General features: G+C 68.7%; 18 protein-coding genes. 10 read left to right on the top strand and 8 right to left on the bottom strand.

Annotated features, from left to right (window positions below; genetic code table 11):
* Nucleotides 1-19 precede the first annotated feature (19 nt).
* Both IP91_RS07770 and IP91_RS07775 read right to left on the bottom strand, forming a co-directional pair.
* Nucleotides 20-3,142: a glycoside hydrolase family 2 protein gene (locus IP91_RS07770; protein WP_158643110.1), complete on the bottom strand. Its 3,123-nt coding sequence runs from the start codon at nucleotides 3,140-3,142 to the stop codon at nucleotides 20-22.
* A gap of 114 nt (nucleotides 3,143-3,256) precedes the next feature.
* Entirely contained in the window at nucleotides 3,257-5,590 is a 2,334-nt protein-coding gene (locus tag IP91_RS07775) for a hypothetical protein (RefSeq protein WP_199754535.1), read from the bottom strand.
* A gap of 226 nt (nucleotides 5,591-5,816) precedes the next feature.
* Here IP91_RS07775 and pelA point away from each other — a divergent pair, with 226 nt between their 5' ends.
* The 4 genes from pelA (at nucleotide 5,817) to IP91_RS07795 (ending at nucleotide 10,978) form a co-directional block, all read left to right on the top strand.
* Nucleotides 5,817-7,106, top strand: a complete 1,290-nt coding sequence (gene pelA, locus IP91_RS07780; RefSeq protein ID WP_145648324.1) for a pectate lyase — start codon at nucleotides 5,817-5,819, stop codon at nucleotides 7,104-7,106.
* A gap of 15 nt (nucleotides 7,107-7,121) precedes the next feature.
* A complete protein-coding gene (locus IP91_RS07785) occupies nucleotides 7,122-8,534 on the top strand; it encodes a glycoside hydrolase family 88/105 protein (protein WP_199754536.1) in 1,413 nt (470 codons plus the stop codon).
* 339 nt (nucleotides 8,535-8,873) lie between these two features.
* Complete coding sequence (locus tag IP91_RS07790; RefSeq protein WP_145648326.1) at nucleotides 8,874-9,923, top strand: glycosyltransferase family 9 protein; 1,050 nt, start codon at nucleotides 8,874-8,876, stop codon at nucleotides 9,921-9,923.
* A complete protein-coding gene (locus IP91_RS07795; RefSeq protein WP_158643111.1) occupies nucleotides 9,920-10,978 on the top strand; it encodes a glycosyltransferase family 4 protein in 1,059 nt (352 codons plus the stop codon). The genes IP91_RS07790 and IP91_RS07795 overlap by 4 nt, the downstream gene beginning before the upstream one ends.
* Before the next feature lie 18 nt (nucleotides 10,979-10,996).
* Here the strand turns inward: IP91_RS07795 and IP91_RS07800 are convergent, their stop codons facing one another.
* The 4 genes from IP91_RS07800 to IP91_RS07815 all read right to left on the bottom strand — a co-directional run bounded on the left by IP91_RS07800 (nucleotide 10,997) and on the right by IP91_RS07815 (nucleotide 15,864).
* On the bottom strand, nucleotides 10,997-11,845 hold the full coding sequence (locus IP91_RS07800; RefSeq protein ID WP_229474094.1) for a MipA/OmpV family protein: 849 nt from the start codon (nucleotides 11,843-11,845) through the stop codon (nucleotides 10,997-10,999).
* Nucleotides 11,846-12,011: 166 nt separating this feature from the next.
* Complete coding sequence (locus IP91_RS07805) at nucleotides 12,012-13,364, bottom strand: MFS transporter (protein WP_145648330.1); 1,353 nt, start codon at nucleotides 13,362-13,364, stop codon at nucleotides 12,012-12,014.
* Between the two features lie 26 nt (nucleotides 13,365-13,390).
* On the bottom strand, nucleotides 13,391-14,461 hold the full coding sequence (locus tag IP91_RS07810) for a porin (RefSeq protein WP_199754558.1): 1,071 nt from the start codon (nucleotides 14,459-14,461) through the stop codon (nucleotides 13,391-13,393).
* Nucleotides 14,462-14,502: 41 nt separating this feature from the next.
* Nucleotides 14,503-15,864, bottom strand: a complete 1,362-nt coding sequence (locus tag IP91_RS07815) for an enolase C-terminal domain-like protein (RefSeq protein ID WP_145648334.1) — start codon at nucleotides 15,862-15,864, stop codon at nucleotides 14,503-14,505.
* Between the two features lie 226 nt (nucleotides 15,865-16,090).
* On the opposite strand from IP91_RS07815, the gene IP91_RS07820 reads away from it, so the two are divergent.
* Nucleotides 16,091-16,819 (top strand): GntR family transcriptional regulator, encoded by a 729-nt coding sequence (locus tag IP91_RS07820; RefSeq protein ID WP_145648336.1) that lies wholly within the window; start codon nucleotides 16,091-16,093, stop codon nucleotides 16,817-16,819.
* Nucleotides 16,820-16,945: 126 nt separating this feature from the next.
* Entirely contained in the window at nucleotides 16,946-18,982 is a 2,037-nt protein-coding gene (locus tag IP91_RS07825; protein WP_145648338.1) for a family 43 glycosylhydrolase, read from the top strand.
* Between the two features lie 30 nt (nucleotides 18,983-19,012).
* Here IP91_RS07825 and IP91_RS07830 read toward each other — a convergent pair whose 3' ends face one another.
* Nucleotides 19,013-19,240, bottom strand: a complete 228-nt coding sequence (locus tag IP91_RS07830) for a hypothetical protein (RefSeq protein ID WP_145648340.1) — start codon at nucleotides 19,238-19,240, stop codon at nucleotides 19,013-19,015.
* Nucleotides 19,241-19,948: 708 nt separating this feature from the next.
* A complete protein-coding gene (locus IP91_RS07835) occupies nucleotides 19,949-20,902 on the bottom strand; it encodes a LysR family transcriptional regulator (RefSeq protein WP_145648342.1) in 954 nt (317 codons plus the stop codon).
* 107 nt (nucleotides 20,903-21,009) lie between these two features.
* Between IP91_RS07835 and IP91_RS07840 the strand changes: the two genes are divergently transcribed.
* The 4 genes from IP91_RS07840 to IP91_RS07855 all read left to right on the top strand — a co-directional run bounded on the left by IP91_RS07840 (nucleotide 21,010) and on the right by IP91_RS07855 (nucleotide 25,157).
* Nucleotides 21,010-22,101 (top strand): porin, encoded by a 1,092-nt coding sequence (locus IP91_RS07840; RefSeq protein ID WP_145648344.1) that lies wholly within the window; start codon nucleotides 21,010-21,012, stop codon nucleotides 22,099-22,101.
* 62 nt (nucleotides 22,102-22,163) lie between these two features.
* On the top strand, nucleotides 22,164-22,955 hold the full coding sequence (locus IP91_RS07845) for a substrate-binding domain-containing protein (protein WP_145648347.1): 792 nt from the start codon (nucleotides 22,164-22,166) through the stop codon (nucleotides 22,953-22,955).
* Between the two features lie 44 nt (nucleotides 22,956-22,999).
* Nucleotides 23,000-24,337, top strand: coding sequence for an MFS transporter (locus IP91_RS07850; protein WP_145648348.1), 1,338 nt, complete (start codon nucleotides 23,000-23,002; stop codon nucleotides 24,335-24,337).
* A 61-nt stretch (nucleotides 24,338-24,398) separates the two neighbouring features.
* A complete protein-coding gene (locus IP91_RS07855) occupies nucleotides 24,399-25,157 on the top strand; it encodes a class I SAM-dependent methyltransferase (protein WP_145648349.1) in 759 nt (252 codons plus the stop codon).
* Nucleotides 25,158-25,168 lie beyond the last annotated feature (11 nt).

Here is a 25,168-nt window from a genome sequence, read left to right on the forward strand (position 1 = left end):
GGCGAAGAGTACACGGTCGTCACCCCGCCAGCCACCCCAGCGCATTGAGCAGGAAGCGCGCTTGCAGCGGCGCCACCATATCCGGCAGGCGGTGGAACAGCACTTTCATGCCCTTGTGCCGGGCGGTGAAGCTGGCCGCGCCGAGCCGGCGGTCGTGGTCGCGGCTGTAGGCGGCGATGACCTCGAGGCCGGGACCGTCGACCAGCAGGCCGTTCGATGGCTGGCCCTCGATCTGGTGCCAGACGCCGGCCGCCATGTCGCTCGGGATGCCGTCGAACAGCGGGTGCGCGCGCAGGATGTTCCAGTTGCCCATCCACGGCGCGCGCAGGTTGCCGACCGCGCCGGCGTAGCCGAACAGGCCCAGGGCCGCCAGCTGCCTGGCGACGCCATCGGACAGGCCGTCTTCCGGCACCAGCGCCAGCAACGGCAGTCCGCGCGACACCGCCTGCAGCACCTCCGGCGGCAGTTCGCCCGGTACCAGTTTCGGCTTGTCGCCCTTCTTCGGCGCCGCTTCGAGGCCGGTCTGGTCGCCGATCTGCCGGCGTGCGATCTCGTCCGCCTTCAGGCCGGAAGCGACGAGGCCATCGTAGCGTGCGTCCGCCCGGAACTCTTCCAGCGTCACGCCCGGCAGGGCTGCCAGGCGGTTGCGCAGCGACCGGGAGATGCCCGACACGGCAATCCGCAGCGGCCGTGCCGCCGGTTGGAGCTCGGTGACCCACAGCGCCCGTTCGAACGTCACGTCCGGCCGGCCGGACAGCGCCAGGCGAATGGTGTACGCCCCCGCTTGCGTGAAGGCGGGCACCGGCACACGCTCGGCCAGCAGGTAGCTGAACTGGTCGGGCACATGGACGGGCACCGCATGGTCCGCGACCTTTACCGTGCGGCCGTCCGGCGCGGAGACGCTGAGCGTGAGCGTGCCGGACGGCGCCTGGCCCGTATCGTTGAGCAGCCACAGGTCCAGCTCCGCCACCTCGCCCGTCGCATAGGTATAGCGGCGCTGCTTGGCCACCGGCCGCAGGGGCAGCAGGCTGGCGCGGATCAGGTCCGGGTCGGCGTGAAAGTAGCGCAGGTTGTCGACGATGCCGGAATGGTTCTCGATGGAGGTCGATTCCCAGCCGCTGATCGCCGCCATGTCGACCTCGTCGCCGATGCGGATGTTCTCCAGGTAGTTCTGCCACGCGTCGTACTGCCGCCTGCCGACGCCCAGGAAGTAGCTTTCAGTGGTCGGGAAGGCCTGGCGGAAGCCCCATTTGTCGAGGAAGGCCGTGGCGCCGGCGACGATCGCCCGGTGGTCCGCCAGGTCGTAGCTCCGGCCGCCGCGGCGTTCGATGTCGGCGATCATGCGCACATGGTTGTCGCCCACCGCGCAGCCTTCCATCTCGCCGAATTCGACGATTGCCTCGCGCATCGTCTGGCGATGGATGTAGCGCTCCCGGTCGACATAGAATCTGTCGTACCACTGGTCGCCGGCGCCCTGGTGGTTGACCCACCAGCCACCGGCCTTTTCAACGTCCGAACGGTACAGGTGTTCGTCGTACGGCAGCAGCATCGCCTGCGCGGCGCCGCGGCCGACAAAGCCGTCGTTCAGGATCACGCTGCGGCTCGGATCGAGATCGTGCATCGCGCGCAGCACGGTTTCCACATCGGGATTGTTCAGGTCCGCCGACACCTCGTTCTGCAAGGTGTAGTGCACCAGCGAGGGATGCGAGCGCATCGCCCGCACCATGGCCTTGCACTTCGAGACCATGAAGTCCCGGCTGAACGCATCGGCGGGCGACAGCGCCTCGCCGGGCTTGAGCATGCGGCCCAGCGCCTGCCGGCCGGCACCCGGCTCCATCGTGCGCGTCAGGCCCAGTTCGTCCTGGCAGTCCAGCACTTCCGGCTTGCCGACGTTGCGGTGGAAGGCCAGCGAATTGAGGCCGAGCGCCTTGGCCGCCACCACTTCCCGGCGCGCCAGTTCCGGCGTGGGAAACAGGCCGTTGTAGCCCCAGAAGCCCCACGAAATCGCCGTGTACAGCTTGATGCGCCGGCCGTTCATGCGGAACAGCGCGTTGGTGCCGATGCCCTGCGCGGCAAACCAGCGGAAGCCGAAGCGCACGATACGGGTGTCGACCTCCTCCCCAACCTGCCATTGCAGGCGCAGGTGATACAGGTTCGGCGTGTCGATATCCCACAACCGCGCCGAGGGTGCATGGACGCGCAGGCGCGCCGTCGTGATGCCATCGGCGGCCGCGAGCTGTTCCACGGTGACGCTGGCAGCGAGCTTCCGGCCCGCGGCGTCGAGCAGCGTGGCGCGCAGCTCGCTTGCCGGCACCGTGCGCGCCGTCGCGATCTCCGCATGCAGCGTAACGACGCGCGGCGCGGGCGTGTTCAGCACCCAGGCGTCGCGAATGCGCCCCTCCTTCGGGTGTACGGAAAGGCGCAGCCCGCGGTCGATGCCGCCGAAGCCATGCGAGTGGTACAGCTTCACCTTCCCCCAGGCCGTGTTGTTGGAATCCTTCCAGTCGTAGCGCCCGCCCGGATTGGTGATGCGGATGGCGAGCCGGTTCGGCTGGCCCGGCTGCATGGCGCCCGTCAGGTCGCAGTCGATCGGCAGCTCGGACATGATCGAATACCCGACCAGCACCTCGTTCAGGAACACCTCCGCGCGCATGCGGGCGCCGCGGATGTGCAGCCATAGCTGCCGGCCTGCCGCCGACGCGGGAATGTCGATGGTCTTCCACCACCAGGAGATGCCGGGCACGGCGCCGTTCTGCGGCACGGGATCGTCCTCGGCATAGCGGTATTCGTCGGCGGTGTAGGGACGCGCGCCGAACTGGCCCCAGTAGTGTTCTTCGACGGTGGACGGCAGCGTCACCGCCAGGCCCTGGCCCCGGTACAGCGCGTTCCAGCCGCCGGTGGGCGGATGGACGGGCAGCGCGGACAGCGGCGGCACCCGTTCCGGCAGGTGGATCACGTCGTCCTGCCAGCGCGCCGCGCGGTCCAGCCACAGGGTCCAGCCATCGTCGGCGATGGCGCTGTGGCCGGGGGCGGTGAGCGATTCCTTGCCCGCGCTGGCGAAACCGAAGGCATCGACGGTACTGGCCAGGCCCAGTGCCGCGGAGGCACCCAGGACGTTGCGGCGGCTGAGGGAGATCGGCATGCGCGTGCTTTCCGTAAGTTGAAGGAGACCGCGTGCAGCATGCGCCAGCCGCGGCCCGGCTGCCATTGCGAAAATTCGCAGGCGCCGTAGCAATTCTCGTGAAGCCGGTGTCCGTCAGAGCGACGGTGCCAGCCCTTCGGCGCGCACCTGCCAGCCCCGCTTCGGGAAACCGGGCGCCCTGCCACGCTCGCCGTCCCAGCCGCCCGCCATCAGCGCCACGGCCAGCAGCAGGCCGCCATTGGACGGGAAGTAGGTCTCGGCGGCGCGCTGGTAGCCGGGACCGTCCGGGCCCACGCCCGCCTGGGCGCCCGCGCCGGTGGCGGTCGGCACGAAGGCGGCGGCATGCGCATCGAGGTGCACGCGGGGCGTCATGCCGCTGCTGCCGAACTGGTTGTTCTTCGCGTCGAAGAACAGCCAGTCGACCGCTTCTTCCGGCGCCCGCAGGCGCGCCGCCGTCATCGCCATCATCGGATAATCCCAGCCCCAGGTCTGGCGCAGGTCCCAGTCGCGCCGCATGCGGTCGAAGGTGCGGCGCATGACGGCCTTGTCGACATCGCGGCCCGGCAGCCAGCCCAGCGGCATGAGGAAGGACGGGTGGTCGCGGTTCTGGCAGTGCTCCTCCAGCGCATTGGCCCGGCAGGCGCCGGCGGCCCTGTCCCAGAAGTCCGGCTCGGAACGCACCGGCAGGTACAGGCCGTCGCGCTGCGGCAGGTCCGGCCACCGGGCCAGCACGGCATCCCAGTCCGCCCGGCGCGCCTTGCCGGCGCGCTCGCGCCAGGCCTGCGCCGTCTCGATGCCCCAGCGGTAGTAGGCCACTTCGAAGGCGGGATCGAAGGTGGACCGGTGCGCGAAGTTCTCCTGCACCGGGATGATCGGCGGTCCGAGCCGGTACTTGCCGCTCGCTGCATCGACGTGGGGGTACGACGCCAGCAGGCTGGCACATTCCTCCACCAGCTCCCCGTAGGCATGCAGCACGCGTGCCCCGTCCCGCTTCTGCGCTGCGGCGCGGTACAGCAGCTCGCTCATGTAGATCGGGTGCGGCTGCTGCCACATGATGAAGGGCGAGACTTTCGACGGGCTGTCGACGCCGTCCGGCCCGATCATCTTCGGCCACCAGGCGCCCTGCAGGCCCTGCTCCTGCGCGCGTGCCTTCGCCCTGGGCAGGAAGTCGACATACCAGCCGAGGCTCCTCTCCAGCAGCTGCGGGCGGCCCCACAGGGCAAAGTGCGCCGCATGCCAGGGATGCATCTCCAGGTGCGACTTGCCGTTCCAGCTGTTCGAGAACAGGCCCTCTTCCTGCGGTGCGAAGCGGCCCGCCGCATTCACCGCCATCAGGTACTGCGACAGGATGACGCGGCGCTCCAGTTCCGGCGCGCGCGGATCGGTCGAACCGGAGAAGTCGACGATGCCGCCATCGCTCCAGTATTCCTTCCAGTGGCGTGCCGTTGCCCGTGCCGCCGCAGCAGGTGCGGGGACCACGCCACCCGGCTGCGAAGAGAACTGCGCCAGCACGGTCACCGTGTCCGAGGCACTGCCGATCCGGTAGGCGTGGGCACCGGATTTTTCTATCGTGGCGCCCGGCGCCGCAATGGCCGCGTAATGCACGGTGGCGTCGATCTGCCGCTTCAGGCGCACTTCGCCAGGCTGGCGCGAGACTTCGGCGGTGGCGTGGCCGGCATCGTTCGTCCAGTCCGCCGGATCGGGATTGAGCGTTTTCGACACGCCCGCGAAGCGGATGGCGACAGCCAGGCGGCCCTGCGCCACCAGTGTTGACGTCACTTCGGCGTGCACCGTGTCCTGGTCCGGCAGCACCCTGGTCACCACCGTCACCGTCTCGCCGTCATACACGAAGCGGCTGGTGAGCGTGCCGGTCCACAGGTCGAGGGTCTGGCGCGTGCCGGCGAGGTCCGTAAAACGTGCCGGGGAGCCGTCCTTTGCGCGCAGGTCCAGCGCCACGCGGCCCAGCGAGAAGCGGTGCGGGTTTTCGCGGATCCAGGCCATCGCCGGGTTCTTCGCCGCCTCGGCCCAGTCGGCGATGTAGCCATAGCGGCGCTTGTGGCCGCGCACATCGAGCTCGACCTGCGTGTCGCGCACCGTGTAGCCCTGCGGGTTCGGGAAGCTGTGCCAGGCCCACTGCGCTTCGGTGAGCAGCGGCGCGATGCGGCTGTAGGGTTCCGTGAAGGTCTGCAGGCCGGTGATGTCCGCCGTGAAGCCCAGGCTGCCGTTGCCCAGCATGAGCGGCGCGGAAGGATCGACGCGGGTCAGCACCGGGTTGTGCCGCGTTACAAGGGCCTTGCGGTCGATGCGGTCGGCGGCATGGACGGATGCGGGCAGCGCGAGCGCGCCGCCTGCGGCGGCCACCCCCAGCATCAGGCGGCGGCGGGAGAACGAGGTGGGCTGCATCGAGGTGGGCTGCATCGAGATGGGCTGCATCGAGATCGGCTGCATCGGTAGGCCTTTGTGGTGGAATCGAAGCCCTCAGGGCGGGCAATTCAACCATGCGGCCCGGTGGAAAGTGAAGGCTTTCATGCCGCGGCGCCCGAACTAATCATTTGGCTGCGTTTTTCGAACCCGGGCCTTCGCCCGCCCCCGGGAACATGTCATGATGGCCGGTATTTTATAGGTAATGAACATAATCCAGAAGACGAGCCGGGCCAACCGGCGAGGAGACGGCATGAAAACCATCATCGGCGCGCTGTGCTGCGCGCTCGCTGCCGGGGCGCACGGTGCCACCATCGGCACCAATACCCCTGCTGCGGAAGTGACCATGGCGCGGCTCGCCGAGCTGCCCGCCGCCCAGCGCCCCGCCTGGGCCGACTACATCGCCCGCTCCCAGAAGCAGATGGCGTTCGACCGCGCGACCCTGGCCGCGGAGCTGCAGCCCGGCGAGACGGCGCCGCCGCCGCCCGTGGCCGGTAGCGGCAGGATGCCGCTCGCCCGCGACGCCGCGTGGTACGGTTCGGCCGAAGCCCGCGCCATCGCGGCAACGATCGTCAGTTTCCAGACCCCGTCCGGCGGCTGGAGCAAGAACCAGGACCGCACCAGGGCACCGCGCCTGCGCGGCCAGCGCTACGCCAACAACGCCGAGACGATGGAAGTGGGCACCGGTTCCTTCGATGCGCCCCATGACCGCTTCTGGACCTTCGTCGGCACGCTGGACAACGGCGCGACGACCACCGAGATGAGGTTCCTGGGCCGCGTGCAGGCGCAGCTGCCCGGCAGGGATGGCGACGCGTACCGGGCCAGCATCGCCAGGGCGATCGGCTACCTGCTGATGGCGCAGTACCCGAACGGCGGCTGGCCGCAGAACTATCCGCTGGAAGGCGGCTTCCACGACGGGATCACCTTCAACGACAATGCCGTGGCCGAAGCGGCGATGATCCTCGAGGACATCGCCGAAGGCCATGCCGACTTCGCGTTCGTGCCGCAGCCACTGCGCGACCAGGCCGGTGCCGCCAGCGCCCGCGCGATCCGCCCCATCCTCGATGCGCAGGTCGTCGTCGAGGGCAAGAAAACCATCTGGCCGCAGCAGGTCGATGCCATCACGCTGCAACCCATCTCGGCGCGCAACTACGAGATGCGCTCGCTGGCCAGCGCGGAGACGGCCGAGGTGCTGCAGTTCCTGATGCGCCAGCCGCGGCAGACACCCGAGATCCGTGCTGCCGTCGATGCCGGCATCGCGTGGCTGACGGCACACGCGGTCTACGACAAGGCTTTTACGAAGGTCAGCGACGAGGAAGGCCGCAAGCTGGTGGACCGGCCGGGCGCGGGCCCGCTATGGTCGCGCAACTACGACATCGCCACGGCCCGGCCGATCTTCGGCGACTGGGACAAGTCGATCCACGACGACGTGAACGAGATCTCCAAGGGCCGCCGCAACGGCTATTCCTGGTACAACACGGCGCCGCAGAAGGCGCTCGATGCCTACGCGGCGCTGCGCAAGACCGCCCTGGTCCAGCCCTAGATCGGAAGCCCCGCCATGCCCCATGCCTTAGCCACCCTGCTGCGCAAGTCCGCCCTGCCGCTGGCGCTGTGCGCCCTGCCCCTGTCCCTCGGCGCGCAGCCGCCCGCCGCGCCCGTGGCCGGCATCGAAACAGCCTGGCTGACGCCGCCGCCACGGCCCGCGCTCGACTTCGCGCCGGACCGGCTGGCCGGCCGCACGGCCGTGCTGGCGGCGCTCGACTACGTGGCGGCCGCGCAGATCGCCGACATGAGCCGCCGCCCGATCCAGCTGTCGACGGGCTCGAACCTGTCCGAGATTTCGTCGAACTGGGTGGCTGCCGCGTTCTACGTGGGCGCGGCACGGCTGGCGCGTGCCTCGGAGAACCGCGACATCCTGCGCTTCCTCACCGCCACGGCCGAGCATTACAACTATGCCCTGCGCGGCGCGCGGGCCGAGCGTTCGCTCCTCAACGCGGACGACCTGGCGATCGGCGACCTGTACCAGGAACTGTATGCGCGCCGCGGCCAGCCGGGCGTGCTGATGCCGCTGCAGCAGCGCCTCGACTACATGCTGCCGCACCTGGACCGCAAGGCGGAGACGCAGGCCATCATCTGGTGGTGGTGCGACGCGCTGTTCATGGCGCCGCCCGTGCTGGCGCGCCAGTCGGCCCTGACGGGCGATCCCCGCTACCTGGCGGCGATGGACCGCGAATGGCGCCGCACGGCCGCGCGCCTGTGGGTCGAACAGGACCGCCTGTTCCTGCGCGACCCGCGGTTCGGCGATGCGGACCACCGCGGCGCCGGCGGGAAGAACATCTACTGGGCGCGCGGCAATGGCTGGGTGCTGGGCGGCCTGGCGCGGCTGCTGGAGACGATGCCGGCCGATTTCGCCGGCCGTCCCTTCTATGTGGACCTGTTCCGCAAGATGGCCGGCCGCATCGCCGGACTGCAGCAGGCCGACGGCCTGTGGCGCAGTGACCTGAACGACCCGGCCAGCTTCCCGGAAGCGGAAACGTCCGGGTCCGGTTTCTTCGTCCATGCACTGGCGTGGGGCATCAACCATGGCCTGCTGGATCGGCCAACCTACCTGCCGGCCGTGACGAAAGGCTGGGCGGCGCTGAACCGCCATGTTCTGCCGGGCGGATTGATCGGCGCTGCACAGAAGACCGGGGATCGTCCGGTGCCGACCCGGTCCGACGACGTGGGCCCGTATGCCACCGGCGCCTACCTGCTGGCCGGCCTGGAGGTGATGGACCTGGACGGGCCGGTGCAGGCGCTGCCCGAAGCGGCCCTGCCACGCGACGACGAGGCCACGATCCTGGCGACGACGCCGCAGCCGGTGCTGCCGAAGACCGTCGTGGGGGACGCCGAAAAAGCCCGCCGCGAGCAGGAAATGCGGGCGACCCGGGCATTCACCTACGACCCGGCGATGCTGAAAAGCGCCAAGTAAGCACCAAGTAAGCACCAAATAAGCGCCAAATAAGCCGCCAGTGCGCCTGGCCGCCGGGTGACCTGGCAGTTCCTGCCCGTCCGCCCCGGTGGCCCACCGCCATTTTCCCGGCATCGACCGCCCTGGCCCGCCGTGGCCGCCCTTGCAAGGCACCGAAAAACACGGGATGATGCCGCCCCGGTAGCGGATATTGCCGCCGCGGCGCCATTTTCGGCTACCATTCACGTGCGTGCGCCATCGACGGCCGTCGCACGCACCCGTCCGCAGGCTCGTGCAGCCCGTCGTGCGGTCCGCTAACCGTGTTTGCCTGTCCTGAAAAGCTACTTCAGAATCCGAGTAATGCCTCCTGCCTTGTCACGCATCCTCATCTGCCGCACCGATAACATCGGTGACGTCGTGCTCACCCTGCCGCTGGCCGGGTATCTGAAGGGTTTGATCCCCGGGGTGCAGGTGGACATGGTGTGCCGCGCGTACGCCGCGCCGGTGGTGCGCTGCTGCCGCTTCGTCGACCGCGTGCTGGCGCTGGAGGAACTGGACATCGAACGGTTCTTCGACGACGAGTCTTACGACACGGTGATCTTCGCCTTCCCGCAGCGTGCGCTGGCGCTTGCCGCGCGCCGCGCCGGCGTGCGCAACCGCGTGGGCACGAGCCACCGCCTGCAGCACTGGTGGACGTGCAACCGCCTGGCCCACTTCAGCCGGGTGCGCTCCAGCCTGCACGAGGCCCAGCTCAATTTCCTGCTCCTGAAACCCCTCGGCATCGACCACGTGCCCGCGCTGGCCGAGATCCCGCCGCTGTACGGCCTGCATGCACCGCACCTGCCGGAAATCGACGCGCTGTTCGCCGCCGCGCCGTTCAACCTGATCCTGCATCCGAAATCGAATGGCAACGGCCGCGAATGGCCGCTGGGGCGCTATGCGGAACTGGCGGAGCAGCTGCGCGCCGATCCGGACGTGGCGATCTGGGTCACCGGCAGCCGCGCCGAAGGCGAGCTGCTGCAGCGCGAAGCCGGCGCCCTGCTGGCCAGCCCCAACGTGCGCAACCTGTGCGGCCGCTACGATCTTCTGGGGCTGGTCGCGCTGATCGGCCAGGCCGACGGGCTGGTGGCCAGCGGCACCGGACCGCTGCACATGGCCGCGGCGCTGGGCCGCAACACGCTGGGCCTGTTCCCGCCCGTGCAGCCGATCGACATCAAGCGCTGGGGTGCGCTCGGCGCGCGCGCCACGTCCATGGCCGCGGAAAAGCAATGCGACAGCTGCACCGGCGCGGCGTCGTGCGTGTGCATGACGGCGATCGGCGCCGACCAGGTCGCGCGCGTGGTCGCCGGCTGGCGTGCCGGCACGGTGACCCGCGACACGAAAGCCAGCGTGGCAACCGCCTGGCCATGACGTTGCGGCTGCTGCTCACACTCGACTCCATGCGCTTTGCGAACACCGGACTGCACACCTTCGGGGGCAGCCTGGCCCGCGCCCTCGTCGACCAGGGTGGCGGGGCGCTGGCGACCACCGCCTACACCTACCCGGCCCAGCATGGATTCCTCGGCAGCGACGTGGCCTACGTGCCGCACCGCCGCTACCACCGCTGGTTCCTGCCCCGGCACGGCCGGTACGATGTGGTGCACTTCGCGGACCAGTACTGCCGCTTCGGCCCGGGCCGCGTGGACGCGCCCACGGTGATGACCGTGCATGACCTGAACCAGGTGCACGAACGGGCGCCCGGCAGCCGCAAGCTGGAACGCTACCTGCGTCGCATGCGCAAGCGGATCGTCGGCGTCGACCGCATCGTGGCCATTTCGGACTTCGTCAAGTCGGATATCCTGCGCTTCTTTCCCGAGGTGGCGGGCCGGATCACGGTCATCCACAACGGTGCCGATGCCAGCTTCGCGCCGGACGGCCACCAGCCGGCCTTCGTGCCACGCGGCCCGTTCCTGTTCGCGGTCGGCATGGTCTGCCCGAAGAAGAATTTCCACGTGCTGGTGCCGCTGCTGCAGGGGACCGACCACACGCTGGTGATTGCCGGCGTGATCAAGGAACCGTATGGGCAGCAGATCCTTGCCGAAGCGGCCCGGCTGGGCGTCGCCGACCGGGTGGTGGTCACCGGGCCCGTGAGCCAGGCGGACAAGGACTGGTACTACGCGCATTGCGCGGCGTTCCTGTTCCCGTCGCTGGCCGAAGGTTTTGGATTACCGGTGCTGGAGGCGATGCACCACGGCCGGCCCGTGTTCCTGTCACGGCTGACCAGCCTGCCCGAAGTGGGTGGCGACGTGGCGAACTACTTCGACGGCTTCGATCCCGACCACATGCGCGAAGTGTTTGCAGCCGGGATGGCGCGCTTCGGCCGCGAAGACGGCGCCCAACGCGCCCGTGAGCATGCACAGAAATTCACGTGGGAGAACGCCGCCCGTGCCTATCTCGACGTGTACCGGGACGTGCTGGGGCGCTGACGCTGCGGCCTGTTGCCACTATTCCCAGGCGCGCGCCGAGGACCGCCGGATCACCCACGTGAAACCGGCACCGACCGACAGCCCGCTCGTCTTGCGGAACAGCGGGCTGTCGCGATTCGCGGCGTGGCTCAGGTTGTCGTAGCGGGTAAAGCCGAACACGCGCCAATCGGGCGACAGGCGGCGCGACAGGCTCAGTCCAAGGCGGGTCATCATCATGCCCCCATCGGCCCGGTAGGCGGGACGTGCGGCGGTCGCGTACTGCGGCGCCACTTCATAGAAATACTGGTTCAGCCGCGTGTTGCCATACATGGCACCGATGCTGGCATCGGCCTGCCACTTGCCGGCCCGGTCGCCCGCCTCGAACACGACGCGTGGTTCGAATACCAGGCCCTCGCGGCGGAACCCGCCCGCCAGTTCCACCGGCACGCGCAGCGGCAGTTCCAGCCGCACGCGGCTCGTGGCGGTCGGTTCGGCCAGCAGCACCTTCACGCGCGGACCGAATTCGAGCAGCGAGTTCAGGTCCGGCATGCCCTGCCGCACCGCCACGTCGTCGGAACGAGCCGGCAGCGACAGCGCGAAGCCCAGGTCGAATTCCACGCGATCGCTGTTGAACAGCCGCGCGCTGATGCCGGAGCGGTCGGCGCGCAGCACCTTGCCGCGGTAGATCACCAGCGGCAGCACCAGCGCGCGGGTCGAGCGGTCGTCCGCACCGGGGTAGGCCGGCGTGGAAGCCGCACCGCCGAAAAGGCCGAGCTCCCACAACGGCAGGCCGGGTGCCGGTTCCGGCACCGACGCCTGAGCGGACGCGGCCGCCATCATGGCCAGCATGGCGATGCAGGGCGAGAGGCGCAGCTGGAAAGACGTCATTGGACAGATGGCAGTGGCGGGACCGGAAATTCTAGCATCCGGTCAGCGGCACATGCGTTCGCCACGAACGTGGCGGAAAAAACGGCATGGCACCGGACAGGCGCCATGCCGCGAATTTGCTGCGGATTTGCGGCGAATTTGCGGCCACCCCGCGGCCGCAGGCCGGTCAGCCGGCAGCAGGCGCCAGCACTGCCGGCCCCTTCTTGCCGGGCCGGTTGCGGGCAAACAGCACCGCGATACCGCCGAGCAGCGAAGCAGCGGCCAGGCCATACAGGCCGCCCTGGATCGAACCAGTGCGCTGTTCCAGCATGCCGAACGCGGTCGGCGCCACGAAGCCGCCCAGGTTGCCCAGGGAGTTGATCAACGCGATCACGGCGGCAGCGATGCGCACGTCCAGGTAGGCCTGCGGGATGGGCCAGAACAGCGCGGAAGCGGCCTTGAAGCCGATCGCGGCGAAGCACACGGCGATGAAGCCGTACACCGGATTGGCGGTGGATGCCGAGGCGAACATGCCCACGCCGGCCACCACGAAGGCGGTCGCCGCCCAGCCCTGCTGGTACTTGAAGCGCGCCGCCAGGGCCGCGAACGCATACATCGCCACGATGGAGATAATCCACGGCACCGAATTGAACAGGCCGACCTGGAACTCGCTGTAGTCGCCCATCTTCTTGATCATCGTCGGCAGCCAGAACGTGGCACCGTAGATCGTTACCGAGATCATGAAGTAGATCACGCAGAACAGCAGGATCTGCGGGTCGCGCATCAGGCGCCAGCCGCCGCTGTGCTTGCCCTGTTCGGCCTCGCGTTCCTTCTGCTCGGCCGCGATCTCGTTGATCAGCACATCGCGCTCGGCGGTGGACAGCCACTTGGCATCCTTCGGTTCGGAGTCCAGGTAGAACCACACGGCGCCGCACAGCAGCACGGAGAACATGCCTTCGATGATGAACATCCACTGCCAGCCGTGCAGGCCCATGCCTTCGACCTGCAGCAGGCCGCCGCTGATCGGGCCGGACAGCACGGAGGCCACCGCCGAACCGCTCAGGAAGATGGCCATGGCCTTGCCCCGCTCGCCGCGCGGCAGCCAGCGCGTGAAGTAGTACACCACGCCCGGGAAGAAGCCCGCCTCGGCCACGCCGAGGATGAAGCGCATCACGTAGAACGACGTTTCGCCCTGCACGAAGGCCATGCCGGTGGCGGCCAGGCCCCAGGTGCACATGATGCGCGTCAGCCAGGCCTTGGCGCCGAAGCGCTGCAGCATCATGTTCGATGGGACTTCGAACAGCGCATAGCCGATGAAGAACAGGCCGGCGCCGAAGCCGAAGGCCGCGGCATCGATGCCCAGGTCGCTGCTCAGGTGCGGCCGCACGAAGCCGATGTTCACCCGGTCGATGTAGTTCGCGATGAACATGATGACGAACAGCGGCAGGATACGCCACTTGACCTTGCTGATCGCCGCTGCCAGCAGCGGATTGTCCGCCCCGGCCTTCCCTGCTCCGACTGTTGCGCCGTTTTGACTCACGATGGTCTCCTTGGTTTAGGTCTTGATCAGAAGGCGTGGCGCATGCCCAGGTTGACGGCGCGGTTGCCGCTGCCGCCATCGCTGGCATTGCCCAGCGTGTAGCTGGCGCCGTTCTTGTTGAGCATGCGCGCGTAGACGAGGTACACGTCGGTGCGGCGCGACAGGTTGTAGCGGTAGCCGAGGGCGAACTGGTCGGCATCCTGGTTGGCGGCCTCCTTGTCGTCCTTGTGGATCCACGAGGCCAGCACGGTGTGGAGGCCCAGCGGCACGCTCACGCCCACCAGTGCATCCGTGCTGTCCTGCGTGACGGCGGTGGCGACGGGCGCCACGGCCAGGCCGTAGGGATTGGTGGCGTTGCGCAGGGTCGAGCTGAGCGGCCCCTTGTTCACGCCATACGCCAGGTACAGCTTGGCCGGCTTGAACGTGTAGTTCGCCGCCAGCAGCGTGTTGCGGGCACTGCCCAGCCGGATCGTCGCCGTGTCGTTGCTCTTGTTGTGCACGGCCAGGCGCAGTGCCAGCGGCCCGTTCGTGTAGGCCAGGCCCGCGCCCATCGACCGTCCGGCCGATGCATCGCCATTCACCTCGCCGGCCGCGTAATCCAGGTTGGCGCTGAAGCCCTTGAACACGGCGCTGGCGTACTTGATGCTGTTGTCCATGCGGCCGCCGTTCGAGACGGCGTTGATCAGGTTCTTCTCGTCCGCCGACGTGCCGCTGCTGAACGGATCGGCAGACACGGCCGCCAGGTAGTGGTTGGCGTACTGGCGGCCGAAGGTCAGCGTGCCCAGGTCCTGGTTGGCGATGCCGACATAGGCCTGGCGGCCGTACAGCACGCCGCCCTGGCCCGAGTTGCCCGTGTCGAGCTGGATGCCATGCTCCAGCAGGAACAGGGCGGTATTGCCGCCGCCCAGGTCCTCGACGCCCTTGAAGCCCAGCCGCGAACCGGACTCGATGCCGCCGGTGACCTTGGTGACGGCGCCGGCCTTGTTGCCGCTCTCGAAGGAGAGGCCGGCATCGGCGATGCCGTAGATGGTGATGCTCGACTGCGCCAGCGCGGACTGGCCCGCCAGCGCCAGTGCGCCTGCCACTGCCGCGGCCATGAATTTGTTCTGCAAAACGTGTCTCCTGAAGCTTTGTTTTTTCAGCGCGCCATGCTCGGGCGCTTCGGATCGTAGGTCCAGTCGGGGACCAGGTAGCGCATCGCGGCGGCATCGTCGCGCGCACCGCCGGCCACGCGCTTGTACAGCTCGTGGGCGGCGTGGATGCGGTCCATGTCCGGCTCGATGCCCAGGCCCGGCCGGTCCGGCACCTGCACGTTGCCGCCCACGATCTGCAGCGGCTCGCGCGTCAGGCGCTCCTCGCCCTCCTGCCAGATCCAGTGCGTGTCGATCGCGGTGATCTCGCCCGGCGCCGCGGCCGCGCAGTGCGTGAACATCGCCAGCGACACGTCGAAGTGGTTGTTCGAGTGCGAGCCCCACGTCATGCCCCATTCATGGCACAGCTGCGCCAGGCGCACGGACCCCTGCAGCGTCCAGAAGTGCGGGTCGGCCAGCGGAATGTCCACGGCGCCCAGCAGGTGCGAATGGGCCATCTGGCGCCAGTCGGTGGCAACCATGTTGGTGGCCGTGCGGATGCCGGTGGCGCGCTTGAACTCGGCCATGATCTCGCGGCCCGAGTAGCCGTTTTCAGGACCGCAAGGATCCTCGGCGTACGCCAGGATGTGGCCCTTGCCCTTGCAGGCGGCAATCGCCTCGGCCAGCGACCAGGCGCCGTTCGGGTCCAGCGTGGCGCGCGCCTGCGGGAAGCGCCGCATGATGGCGGCGACGGCCTCGACTTCTTCCTCGGCGCGCATCACGCCGCCCTTCAGCTTGAAGTCCGTGAAGCCGTATTTATCGACGCTGGCCGAGGCCAGGTCGGCGATCGCCTCGGGCGTGAGCGCCTCCTCGTGGCGGGCGCGGTACCAGCCCTGCTTGCCTTCGCCAGACAGGTAAGGCAGGTCGGTGCGCGTGCGGTCGCCGATGTAGAACAGGTAGGCCAGCATCGGCACCTCGGTGCGCTGCTGGCCGCTGCCGAGCAGTTCGCAGACGGGCACGCCCAGGTGCTGGCCCAGCAGGTCGAGCAGCGCCGCTTCGACAGCCGCGATGACGTTCTCCAGCCGCAGGTTGATCTCGTGCGGCTGCTTCATGACGGCTTCCTCGGCCGCATTGGTGACCTGGTGGTTGGCCTTGCCGGCGATCGCGCTGCGCATCGCGTTCAGCGTGCGGTTGTAGCGGCCGATCTCGGTACCGGCGACGAGCGGCACCGCCCTCTCCAGTGCGGCCAGGATGCCGGCCGAACCCGGTACTTCGCCCATCCCCACGTGGCCGGCGCTGTCCTTCAGCAGCACCAGCACGCGGGTGAAGTACGGCGCGTGGGCGCCGCACAGGTTGAGCAGCATGCTGTCGCGGCCGGCGACGGGGATGACCTGCATGGTGGTGATGGTCGGGGTACTGGTTCGGTCCATGGTGGCGTCTCGCGTGGGATTTGTCGTTGGAAGGTGGGCCGGAAACCGCATGGAATCCAGCTGGGATCCTAGGATACGGTCTGAGTGTAATGGAAATCGATGTCTTTGCGCTACCGGTTTCGGCAGCTTTCGATGTGCACTTGCAGCATGAAAGCCGGGGGGCGCCCGGGCGGGACCAAAATGGCCCGTGCTAAAATGGAAACCCCTTTAGTTATGCGCCCGCCCCATGAGCCTCGAGAGCCTGTCCGCCGCCTTCACTCTGGACCGCTCGCGCAGCGCCACCTCGCAGGTTTACGAATTCCTGCGCGAACTGATCGTCACCCTCGCCCTGGAGCCCGGCACGCCGCTGTCGCGCACCCAGGTTGCCGAGCGCCTGAACCTGTCGCCGATGCCCGTGCGCGAAGCGCTGTCGCAGCTGGAAAAGGAAGGCCTTGTCGAGATCTTTCCGCAGCACCTGACGCGGGTGCGGGGCATCGACGTGGATTCGGCGCGCCAGGTGCACGTGCTGCGGCTGGCCGTGGAACTGGAGATCGTGTTCGGGTTGGCGAAGAATGCCGGACCGGCCGTGGCGAAAGCGCTGCTGGCCACCGTGACGAAGCAGCGCGCCTGCCTCGAGGTGGACGATTTCGGCGGCTTCATCACGTTCGACCAGGAATTCCACCTGACGATGTACCGCGAGGCGCGGCTGATGAATGTCTGGCACATGATCCGCGGCGCCAGCGGCAACCTGGACCGGCTGCGCCGCCTGCACGTGCCCCTGAACGGCAAGGCGCAGGCCGTGCTGGAGCAGCACACGGGGATAGCGCGCGCGATCAGCGAAGGCAATGCGGCCGAGGCGCAGGACTGGGTGCGCCAGCACTTATCCGGCACGCTGGCGGAGCTGGACAGCCTGCGCGAACGCTATCCCGACTACATGCTGCCGATGGCGGACTTCGTCGAACGCACGCCGGCCTGATCGCGCTGCGGCGAGCGTCGCATTTGCCGGGTCCCCGTTCACCGCGACGACTTCGCAGCCGGGCCATGTCGGCCATGGCAGCCGCCGTGCCGCCGTACCGAGACAAGACAACAGGAGACACGGCCAATGGCCATCAGACAGAAACTGCGCCGATGCTGGCTCGTCGCCACGTGCCTGCTGCTTTCGGCCTGCGCCGCACCGCCGGAACGCGGCTGGAGGGCAGACAACGGCAACGGCACCTTCACGAACCCGATCTTCTACGACGAGTTTTCCGATCCGGACGTGATCCGCGTGGGCGACTGGTTCTACATGACGGGCACCACGATGCACGCGATGCCCGGCCTGCCCGTGCTGCGCTCGCGCGACCTGGTCAACTGGGAATTCGTCAGCTACGCGGCGCCGCGCCTCGATGCCGGGCCGGCCTATCGTCTCGAAGGCGGCCAGTCGGCGTACGGGCGCGGCATCTGGGCACCCAGCCTGCGCTACCACGCCGGCACGTTCTACATCTTCACGAACGTGAACGGCCGGGCGACGCAGGTCTATTCCGCAAGCGATCCGCGCGGACCATGGCGCCACCACGAGATGCGCCGCGGCCTGCACGACCTGTCCGTACTGTTCGACGACGACGGCAGGACGTATGCGGTGTGGGGCCACCAGGAGATGCACATCGCGCAGCTGAATGCGGACCTGACCGACATCGTCGCGGGCACCGAACGGGTGCTGTTCGGGAAAGCGGACGGCATGGGCGAAGGCGCGCACTTCTACAAGATCGATGGCCGCTACTTCATCCTGAGCGCCAACTATGCCGGCGGCTTCCGCATGCCGGCCGCGCGCGCCGACCACGTGTACGGCCCGTATGAAGTCAACCGTGCCATCAGCCAGGATGAAGGCTTCGGCCTGGTGCGCGGCTACCGGCTCGCCTCGTTCGACCCGCCGTTCCGGATCACGCCGCCCGATCCGGCGTCACGCGACGGCACGGCACTGCACCAGGGCGGCATCGTGCTGACGCCGGCCGGCGAATGGTGGGGCTTCTCGATGATGGACTATAACTCGGTGGGCCGGCTGCTCGGCCTGTCGCCCATCACCTGGCAGGACGGCTGGCCGTACTTCGGCCTGCCCGGCAACCTGGGCCGCAATCCGCGCACCTGGGTGAAACCGAAGACGGCGGCCACGGTCCCCGCCAGCGTGCCGTTCGAGCGCAACGACGATTTCAACGGCCCCCTGAAACCCGTCTGGCAATGGAACCACGCACCGGACGACGGGCGGTGGTCCCTGACGGAGCGGCCCGGCTACCTGCGCCTGCAGGCCCTGCCCGCCACGTCGTTCTGGCAGGCCCGCAACAGCCTCACGCAGCGCGCCATCGGGCCGGTGTCCACGCCCACCGTCGTCCTCGATGCGGCCGGCCTGCTGCCGGGCGGCACGGCGGGACTGGCGCTGCTCTTGCTGCCGTATGCAACGCTCGGCGTGGAGCGGGACGAAGCCGGGCTGGCCATCGTGCTGTTCGACCAGGCGCGCAACCGGCGCAGCACCGTGCGCATCGCCGCCACGCGCGTCTGGCTGCGCGCCCATTGCGACTTCCTGACCGAACAGGCCACGTTCAGCTACTCGCTGGACGGCCGCCACTTCGAACCCGTGGGCGAGCCGTTCACGATGGTGTTCCAGCTGAAGACCTTCCAAGGGGTGCGCTATGCGCTGTTCAGCTACAGCACCACGCCATCCGTGGCCGGCCATGCCGACTTCGACAGCGTGGACGTGCAGCAGCCGCACCCGCGCGGCCTGATGCGGCCGATCCCGCTGGGCCGGACGATCCGGCTGCGGGCGCATGCCGGCAGCACCGGCCTGGCCGTAGACGGCAGCAGGCTGGCGCTGGCATCCGCTGCGCCGTTCCAGGTGATCGACATGGGCAGCGGACGTGTCGCGCTGCGGTCCGGGCAAGGGCACGTGACGGTCGAGCGCACCGGGCAGATGGTCCTGCGCAGCGGCGCACCGGGCACCGCGGCGACGTTCCAGTGGATGGAGACGCCGACCGGCGAACTGCTACTGATGTCGCTGGCCACGAACCGTTACCTGCGTGCCGATGCGGCCAGCGGCACCGTCAGCGCCGACAGTGCCGGCCCCGTCCCCGACGGCAGCGATGGCTCGCGCTTCGTGTGGTCCGAGTAAGGAGCAACCGCGGGGCCGAGGGCATCCCACCTAGCCCAGCTGCTTGAGCCGCTGGCCGTGGATGCCCCATTTGCGTTCGGCGCCATCGACCGTGCCGCACAGCGCCCAGCCCGTGCCGATCTTCTGCACGGTGACGGGGGTCTCGATCTCGCGGGCCAGCTTTTCGGCCCACACGCCGGCGGCGCCCTGCCCCTTGAACAATTCCTGGCCTTCGTAGATCACGGTGGCATCGAAGACGGGTGCGGCAAAAATGGTCATCTGGTGGGTTCCTTGGTTGTTTTGCAGGATGCGACGCGAACCGGGCGTTCGGCCCGAAGCTTCGGGTTGCTGGCGCGGCAGCCCGCAAGATCAGTCGTCCGGGTCCGGCAACCTGCGAGCACCCTGGACGGCCTCACCGGCGCCGTCATAAAGGCGGATTCTACCTCCTCCCTGCCGACCTTCTCGTTCACCAGCACCGCTGTCCACTTCCCGCGTCGGCGGCGGCAGCACTCAGCCAGCGCCACGCCGGGTGCCCGGCGACTGCCCCTCTTCCTGTAGACCGCTCGCATGGGCCGACGATGGCGCCGGAAGTTGCGATCGCCATGATCACCTTCGGTTAGTTGCAATTTAGGAGGTGCGCGGATTGCTCACTGGCCGGTGCGTGCGGTCGGCTGGGGCTGGACGGGCCCGCTCGCGGGAGAGGCTGGCGGTCATTGCAGCCTTCGTCCTCGCCTGCAGGTCGCGGTCTGTCGATGCCTTCGTTTGCAGCCTGCAGGTCCCCGGCTATCTAAGCCTACGTTTTCAGCCGGCAGGTCGCCGACTATCCAAGTTTTCGCCCCGACCCGCAGACTGGCGGCTATCCAGGCCTTCGTTTCCGGCCCGCAGACTGGCGGCTACCGGGCTTCGTGCCCAGCCGATCGACAGGCGGCTATCGAATCCTTCACCTACACCGCGCAGACAGGCGGCTGCCGAACTACCATCCGCGCGTTAAGTTCCCGCCACTTGTCCGCCCTGTTCCACCTTGCCCTCGGGCGTCCCCGATGACGAATGCAGCAGCTCTTCCTTGAGCATGTCGAACAGCGTGCGCGCCGCCGGCGCCATGCTGTGTTCGCGCTTGCTGATCAGCCCGAGCGTGCGCTTGATCTCCGGATTCACCAGCGGCACGCCGACGATGCCACCCGGCCTACCCGGCAGCACGGAGAGCCCGGGCACGGCGGCCACGCCAAGCCCCGCCTCCACCAGCCCGAGCACGCCGGAAACGTGGTTGACCTCGCAGAAGATCACCGGGTGCTTCTCGATGCCGGCCAGCGCCGCATCGATCACGGTGCGATTGCCGCTCGACTTGGCCACCGAGATATAGCGCTCGTCGACCGTGTCCTTCCAGGCGAGTTCCTTGCGGCCCGCGAGCGGATGGTCGTGCCGCAGCGCCAGCACATAGCTCTCCACGTGGACCGGCACGAATTCGATCTCGGGATTTTCCGCCCCCGCGAAATTGATGCCGAAGTCCGCCTCGCCCCGCAGCACGAGGTTCAGCACGTCCTGGGCGCTCTCGTCGTGCACGCGCACGCGGATGCGCGGATAGCGCGCGCTGAACCGCTTCAGCACCGCCGGCAGGAAATGCCAGACGGCCGACGGCACGCAGGCGCACGTGACGGTGCCGGTGCGGTGGGCCGCGAGGTCGGCAATGCCCAGCACTGCGTCTTCCAGGCCATCGAGTGCCGTGCGTACATTGACCAGGAAGGTTTCGCCCACGTTGGTCAGCTGCACGCGCCGCGTGGTGCGCTCGAACAGCTTCACGCCCAACCCCTCTTCCAGCTTGTCGATGCGGCGGCTGAGCGCCGACTGCGACAGGAACAGGTCGGCGGCCGCCTGGCGGAAGCTGGCCCGCTCGGCGACCGCCACGAAGGCCTGCAGGTCGAGGATGTCGTAATTGATGCGCATGGCGCAAGAATACGCCGGAAACTTGCAATTATCAAATCAGCGAATCTGGCGGATGATAGCTCCCATACAACCAAGCGCCTCGCCAAGAAGGCCTCACAGGAGACAATATGCGCCATCCCTGCATGCTCGCGGCATTGCTCATTGCCAGCGGCTCATGCTTCGCCCAGAGCAGCGTGGGCCTGTACGGCATCGTCGACCTCGGCATGCGCTCGCTCGACGGCCTCAATGCCGGCAACGCACCGGTCCCGGGCGGCCGCACGAACTCCATCAGCAGCGGTGTGAACGGCACCAGCCGCTGGGGCTTCCGGGCCCAGGAGTCCCTCGGCGGCGGCTGGAAAGCCCTGTTCCGCGTCGAAGGCGGCATCAATGCGGACACCGGCGCGCCGGCCAAGAGCGACCGGCTGTTCGACCGCCAGGCCTGGGTCGGCCTCGAATCGCCCTACGGCACGGTGCTGCTGGGCCGCCAGCCGAACCTGATCTCGGACGCGCTGATCGCCGTCGATCCGATCGGCAAGCGCTTCGCCAGCTTCAACCCCAACATCAATGTCGCCGGCCTCAGCAACACCAAGTTCGGCACGCATTCCTTCGGCACGCAGTACGGCCCCAGCGGCTATGCCGACAATTTCTACCGGCTCGACAACACGCTCAAGTACACGGCCACCGTGGGCCCGTGGCAGGCGCGCGCCGCCTATGCGTTCGGCGAGGTCGCCGGCGATGCCTCGGCCGGGTCCAGCCATGGCGCCGCCCTCGCCTACCAGCGTCCCGAATGGGCGGTGTCGGGCGCCGCGATGCAGTTCCGCAGCCAGGACGGCCTGCCGCTCGATGCCTGGTCCCTCGGTGCGATGGTGCGCCAGGGCGCCTGGCAGTTCAAGGCCAACTTCGCCCGCAACACTGCCGACACGGGCGCCGACCGCACCGTGCACCAGCGCGTGACGTCGGCCGGGGCCAGCCGCACGCTCGGCCATGACTGGCTGGTGACCGCCGCGTGGTACGGCGTGCGGCGCGAGGCCACCGGCCAGCGCGACGACGGCTTCGACCGCGAATTCCTGTTCGTCGAGAAGGCGCTGGCCCCCAGCACCACCGCCTATCTCGAAGCGGACTACACGACCTGGCACGGCGATGCCGCCGGCTTGACCGGGGGCCTGGCCAACGAGCGCCACGGCGCCGGCCTGACCCTCGGCCTGATGCAGAAATTCTGATGGAGACCAGTGCAATGAACACCCCAGCCATGCCTATCGATACAAAGAAGACCGGTCGCGCCATGCGTCCCCACACCCTCCGGCATGCCGCGATCGCCACGCTGGCCGCGCTGGCCCTGGCAGCCGGCGGCGCCGCCAGCGCGACCGAGCTGCACGTGGTGAGCTCCGGCGGTTTCGCCCAGGCCTACAAGGACCTGGCCGGCGCCTACGAGCGCAGCAGCGGCGACCACCTGGTGTCCGAGTGGGGGCCGTCGATGGGCGCCACGAAGAACGCGATCCCGGCGCGCCTGGCACGCGGCGAACCGGTCGATGTCGTGATCATGGTGGGCGACGCGCTCGACAAGCTGATGGCCGAGGGCCGCCTGGAACCGGGCAGCAAGGTCAGCCTGGCCAACTCGCCGATCGCCTGCGCGGTGCGCCATGGCGCCGCCCGGCCGGACATCTCCAGCGTCGCGGGCCTGCGCGCCGCCTTCCTGGGGGCGCGCCACGTGGCCTACTCGGACAGCGCCAGCGGCGAATACATCAAGCGCGAACTGATGGACAAGCTGGGCATCCGCCAGCAGATGGAAGGCAAGGCCGCGCAGATTCCCGCCACGCCGGTCGGCGAGATCATCGCCCATGGCGACGCCGATTTCGGCTGCCAGCAGCGCAGCGAGCTGCAGCCGGTCGAGGGCATCGACATCGTCGGCCTGCTGCCGCCGGCCGTGCAGCTGCAGACCGAATTCGCCGGCGCGCTGGTGCGCGGCAGCGGGCACCAGGAGGCCGGCCGTGCGCTGCTGCGCTTCCTCGCCGCGCCGGCCAACGCCGGGGCCATCGAAGCGACCGGCCTGCAACCGGTCGCGGCCACCCACTGAATTCTTTCGTGCCGGTGCGCCGGCGCTCACATCACGAGGTCATCATGTCCATCCAATCCATCGCCAAGGCCGACTACGCCGCACCGCCCGTCGCCCCCAAGCCCGCACGCGCGCACTCGAAACTCGCCACCGTCATCCGCGTGACGAGCGGGAACTTCATCGAGATGTACGATTTCTTCCTGTTCGGGTTCTACGCCAGCCACATCGCCGCCGCGTTCTTCCCCGCCACCAGCGAATATGCCGCGCTGATGATGACCTTCGCCACCTTCGGCGCCGGCTTCTTCATGCGGCCGCTGGGGGCGATCTTCCTGGGCAGCTACATCGACCGCATCGGCCGCCGCAAGGGCCTGGTGCTGACGCTGGCGATCATGGCCTCGGGCACGGCGCTGATCGCCTTCGTGCCGGGCTACGCCACGATCGGCCTGCTGGCACCGGTACTCGTGCTGATCGGCCGCCTGCTGCAGGGCTTCTCGGCGGGCGTGGAACTGGGCGGCGTGTCGGTGTACCTGTCGGAGATGGCCACGCCCGGCAACAAGGGCTTCTATGTCAGCTGGCAGTCGGCCAGCCAGCAGCTCGCCGTGATCTGCTCCGCTGCGCTGGGCTATGCGCTGAACCAGAGCATGCCGCAGGAGGTCATCGCCGACTGGGGCTGGCGCATTCCGTTCTTCGTCGGCTGCTCCATCATCCCGGTGGTGTTCTACATCCGCAAGTCGCTGCAGGAAACGGAAGCCTACCTGGCGCAGAAGCACCATCCCACGTTCAGCGAGATGATGCGCACGATGACGGCGAACTGGCCGCTGGTCACGGTGGGCGCCATGCTGGTGGTGCTGACCACCGTCGCGTTCTACCTGATCACCGTCTACACGCCCACGTTCGGCAAGAGCGTGCTGAAACTGAGCACCGAGGAAAGCCTGCTCGTCACGCTGTGCGTGGGCGTGTCGAACTTCATCTGGCTGCCCGTGATGGGTGCGCTGTCGGACCGCATCGGCCGCTGGCCCGTGATGGCCGTGTGCGCCACGCTCACCGCGGTGACCGCCTACCCGGCGCTGTCCTGGCTGATCGCCAACCCCAGCTTCGGCCACATGGTGATGATCGAGCTGTGGCTGTCCTTCCTGTACGGCAGCTACAACGGCGCGACGATCGTGGCGCTGACGGAAATCATTCCGGTGCAGATCCGCACGACGGGCTTCTCGCTGGCGTACAGCCTGGCGACGGCGCTGTTCGGCGGCATGACGCCCCTGCTGTCGACGTGGCTGATCGAGGTCACGGGCGACAAGGCCGCTCCCGGCTACTGGATGGCGGGTGCCGGTGCGATCAGCCTGGTCGCCACGTTCCTGGTCTACCGCGGCATCGTCAAGGAGCGCGTGCCGGCGCACGCCTGAAGGGACTGATGCGACGTGCGCCGGGTATGATGGCGCCGTCCGAGTCCCGAGAGTGCCGCGCATGACCACCACCGCCCCGCCCGCCCGCAACTGGTTCGATCAGGGCGGCAGCGCCTACGCCCGCTTCCGCCCCGGCTATCCGCCCGCCCTCGCCGACTTCCTGGCCGGCGCGGCCCCGGACCGCCGCCTGGCCGTGGATGCCGGCTGCGGCAATGGCCAGCTTACCGGCGTGCTGGCGCCCGCCTTCGAGCGCGTGGTCGGCATCGATCCCAGCGCGGACCAGATCGCCAACGCCGCGCCGCACGACCGTATCGACTATCGCTGCGCCCCCGCTGAACACATGCCGCTCCCGGATGCCAGCGCCAGCCTGGTCGCGGCGGCGCAGGCCGCGCACTGGTTCGACCTGCCGGCGTTCTACCGCGAGGCGCGCCGCATCGCCCGCCCCGGCGCCATCCTGGCACTGGTCAGCTACGGTGTCCTCCGGCTCGACGCCGCACTCGACGAACGCTTCCAGGCCTTCTACCGGAACGAGATCGGCCCCTACTGGCCGGCGCAGCGCAAGCTGGTGGATACCGGCTACGCAACGCTGGACTTCCCGTTCGATGAAATTGCACCGCCGGCGCTGGCGATCCGCAGCGAATGGACGCTGCCGCAATTGCTGGGCTACCTGACCACCTGGTCCGCGGTACGCAGCGCCAGGGAGGCCGGCCGCGACGCTTTGCTGACGGCCTTCGCCGCCGATCTGGGCAAGGCCTGGGGCGATCCGGAAGCGCCGCGGCCCGTGTGCTGGCCGCTCAATATGCGGATCGGACGCCTGTAGCAGCGGGACGC

It is taken from the genome of Pseudoduganella lurida (assembly GCF_007830455.1).
Classification (GTDB): domain Bacteria; phylum Pseudomonadota; class Gammaproteobacteria; order Burkholderiales; family Burkholderiaceae_D; genus Rugamonas; species Rugamonas lurida.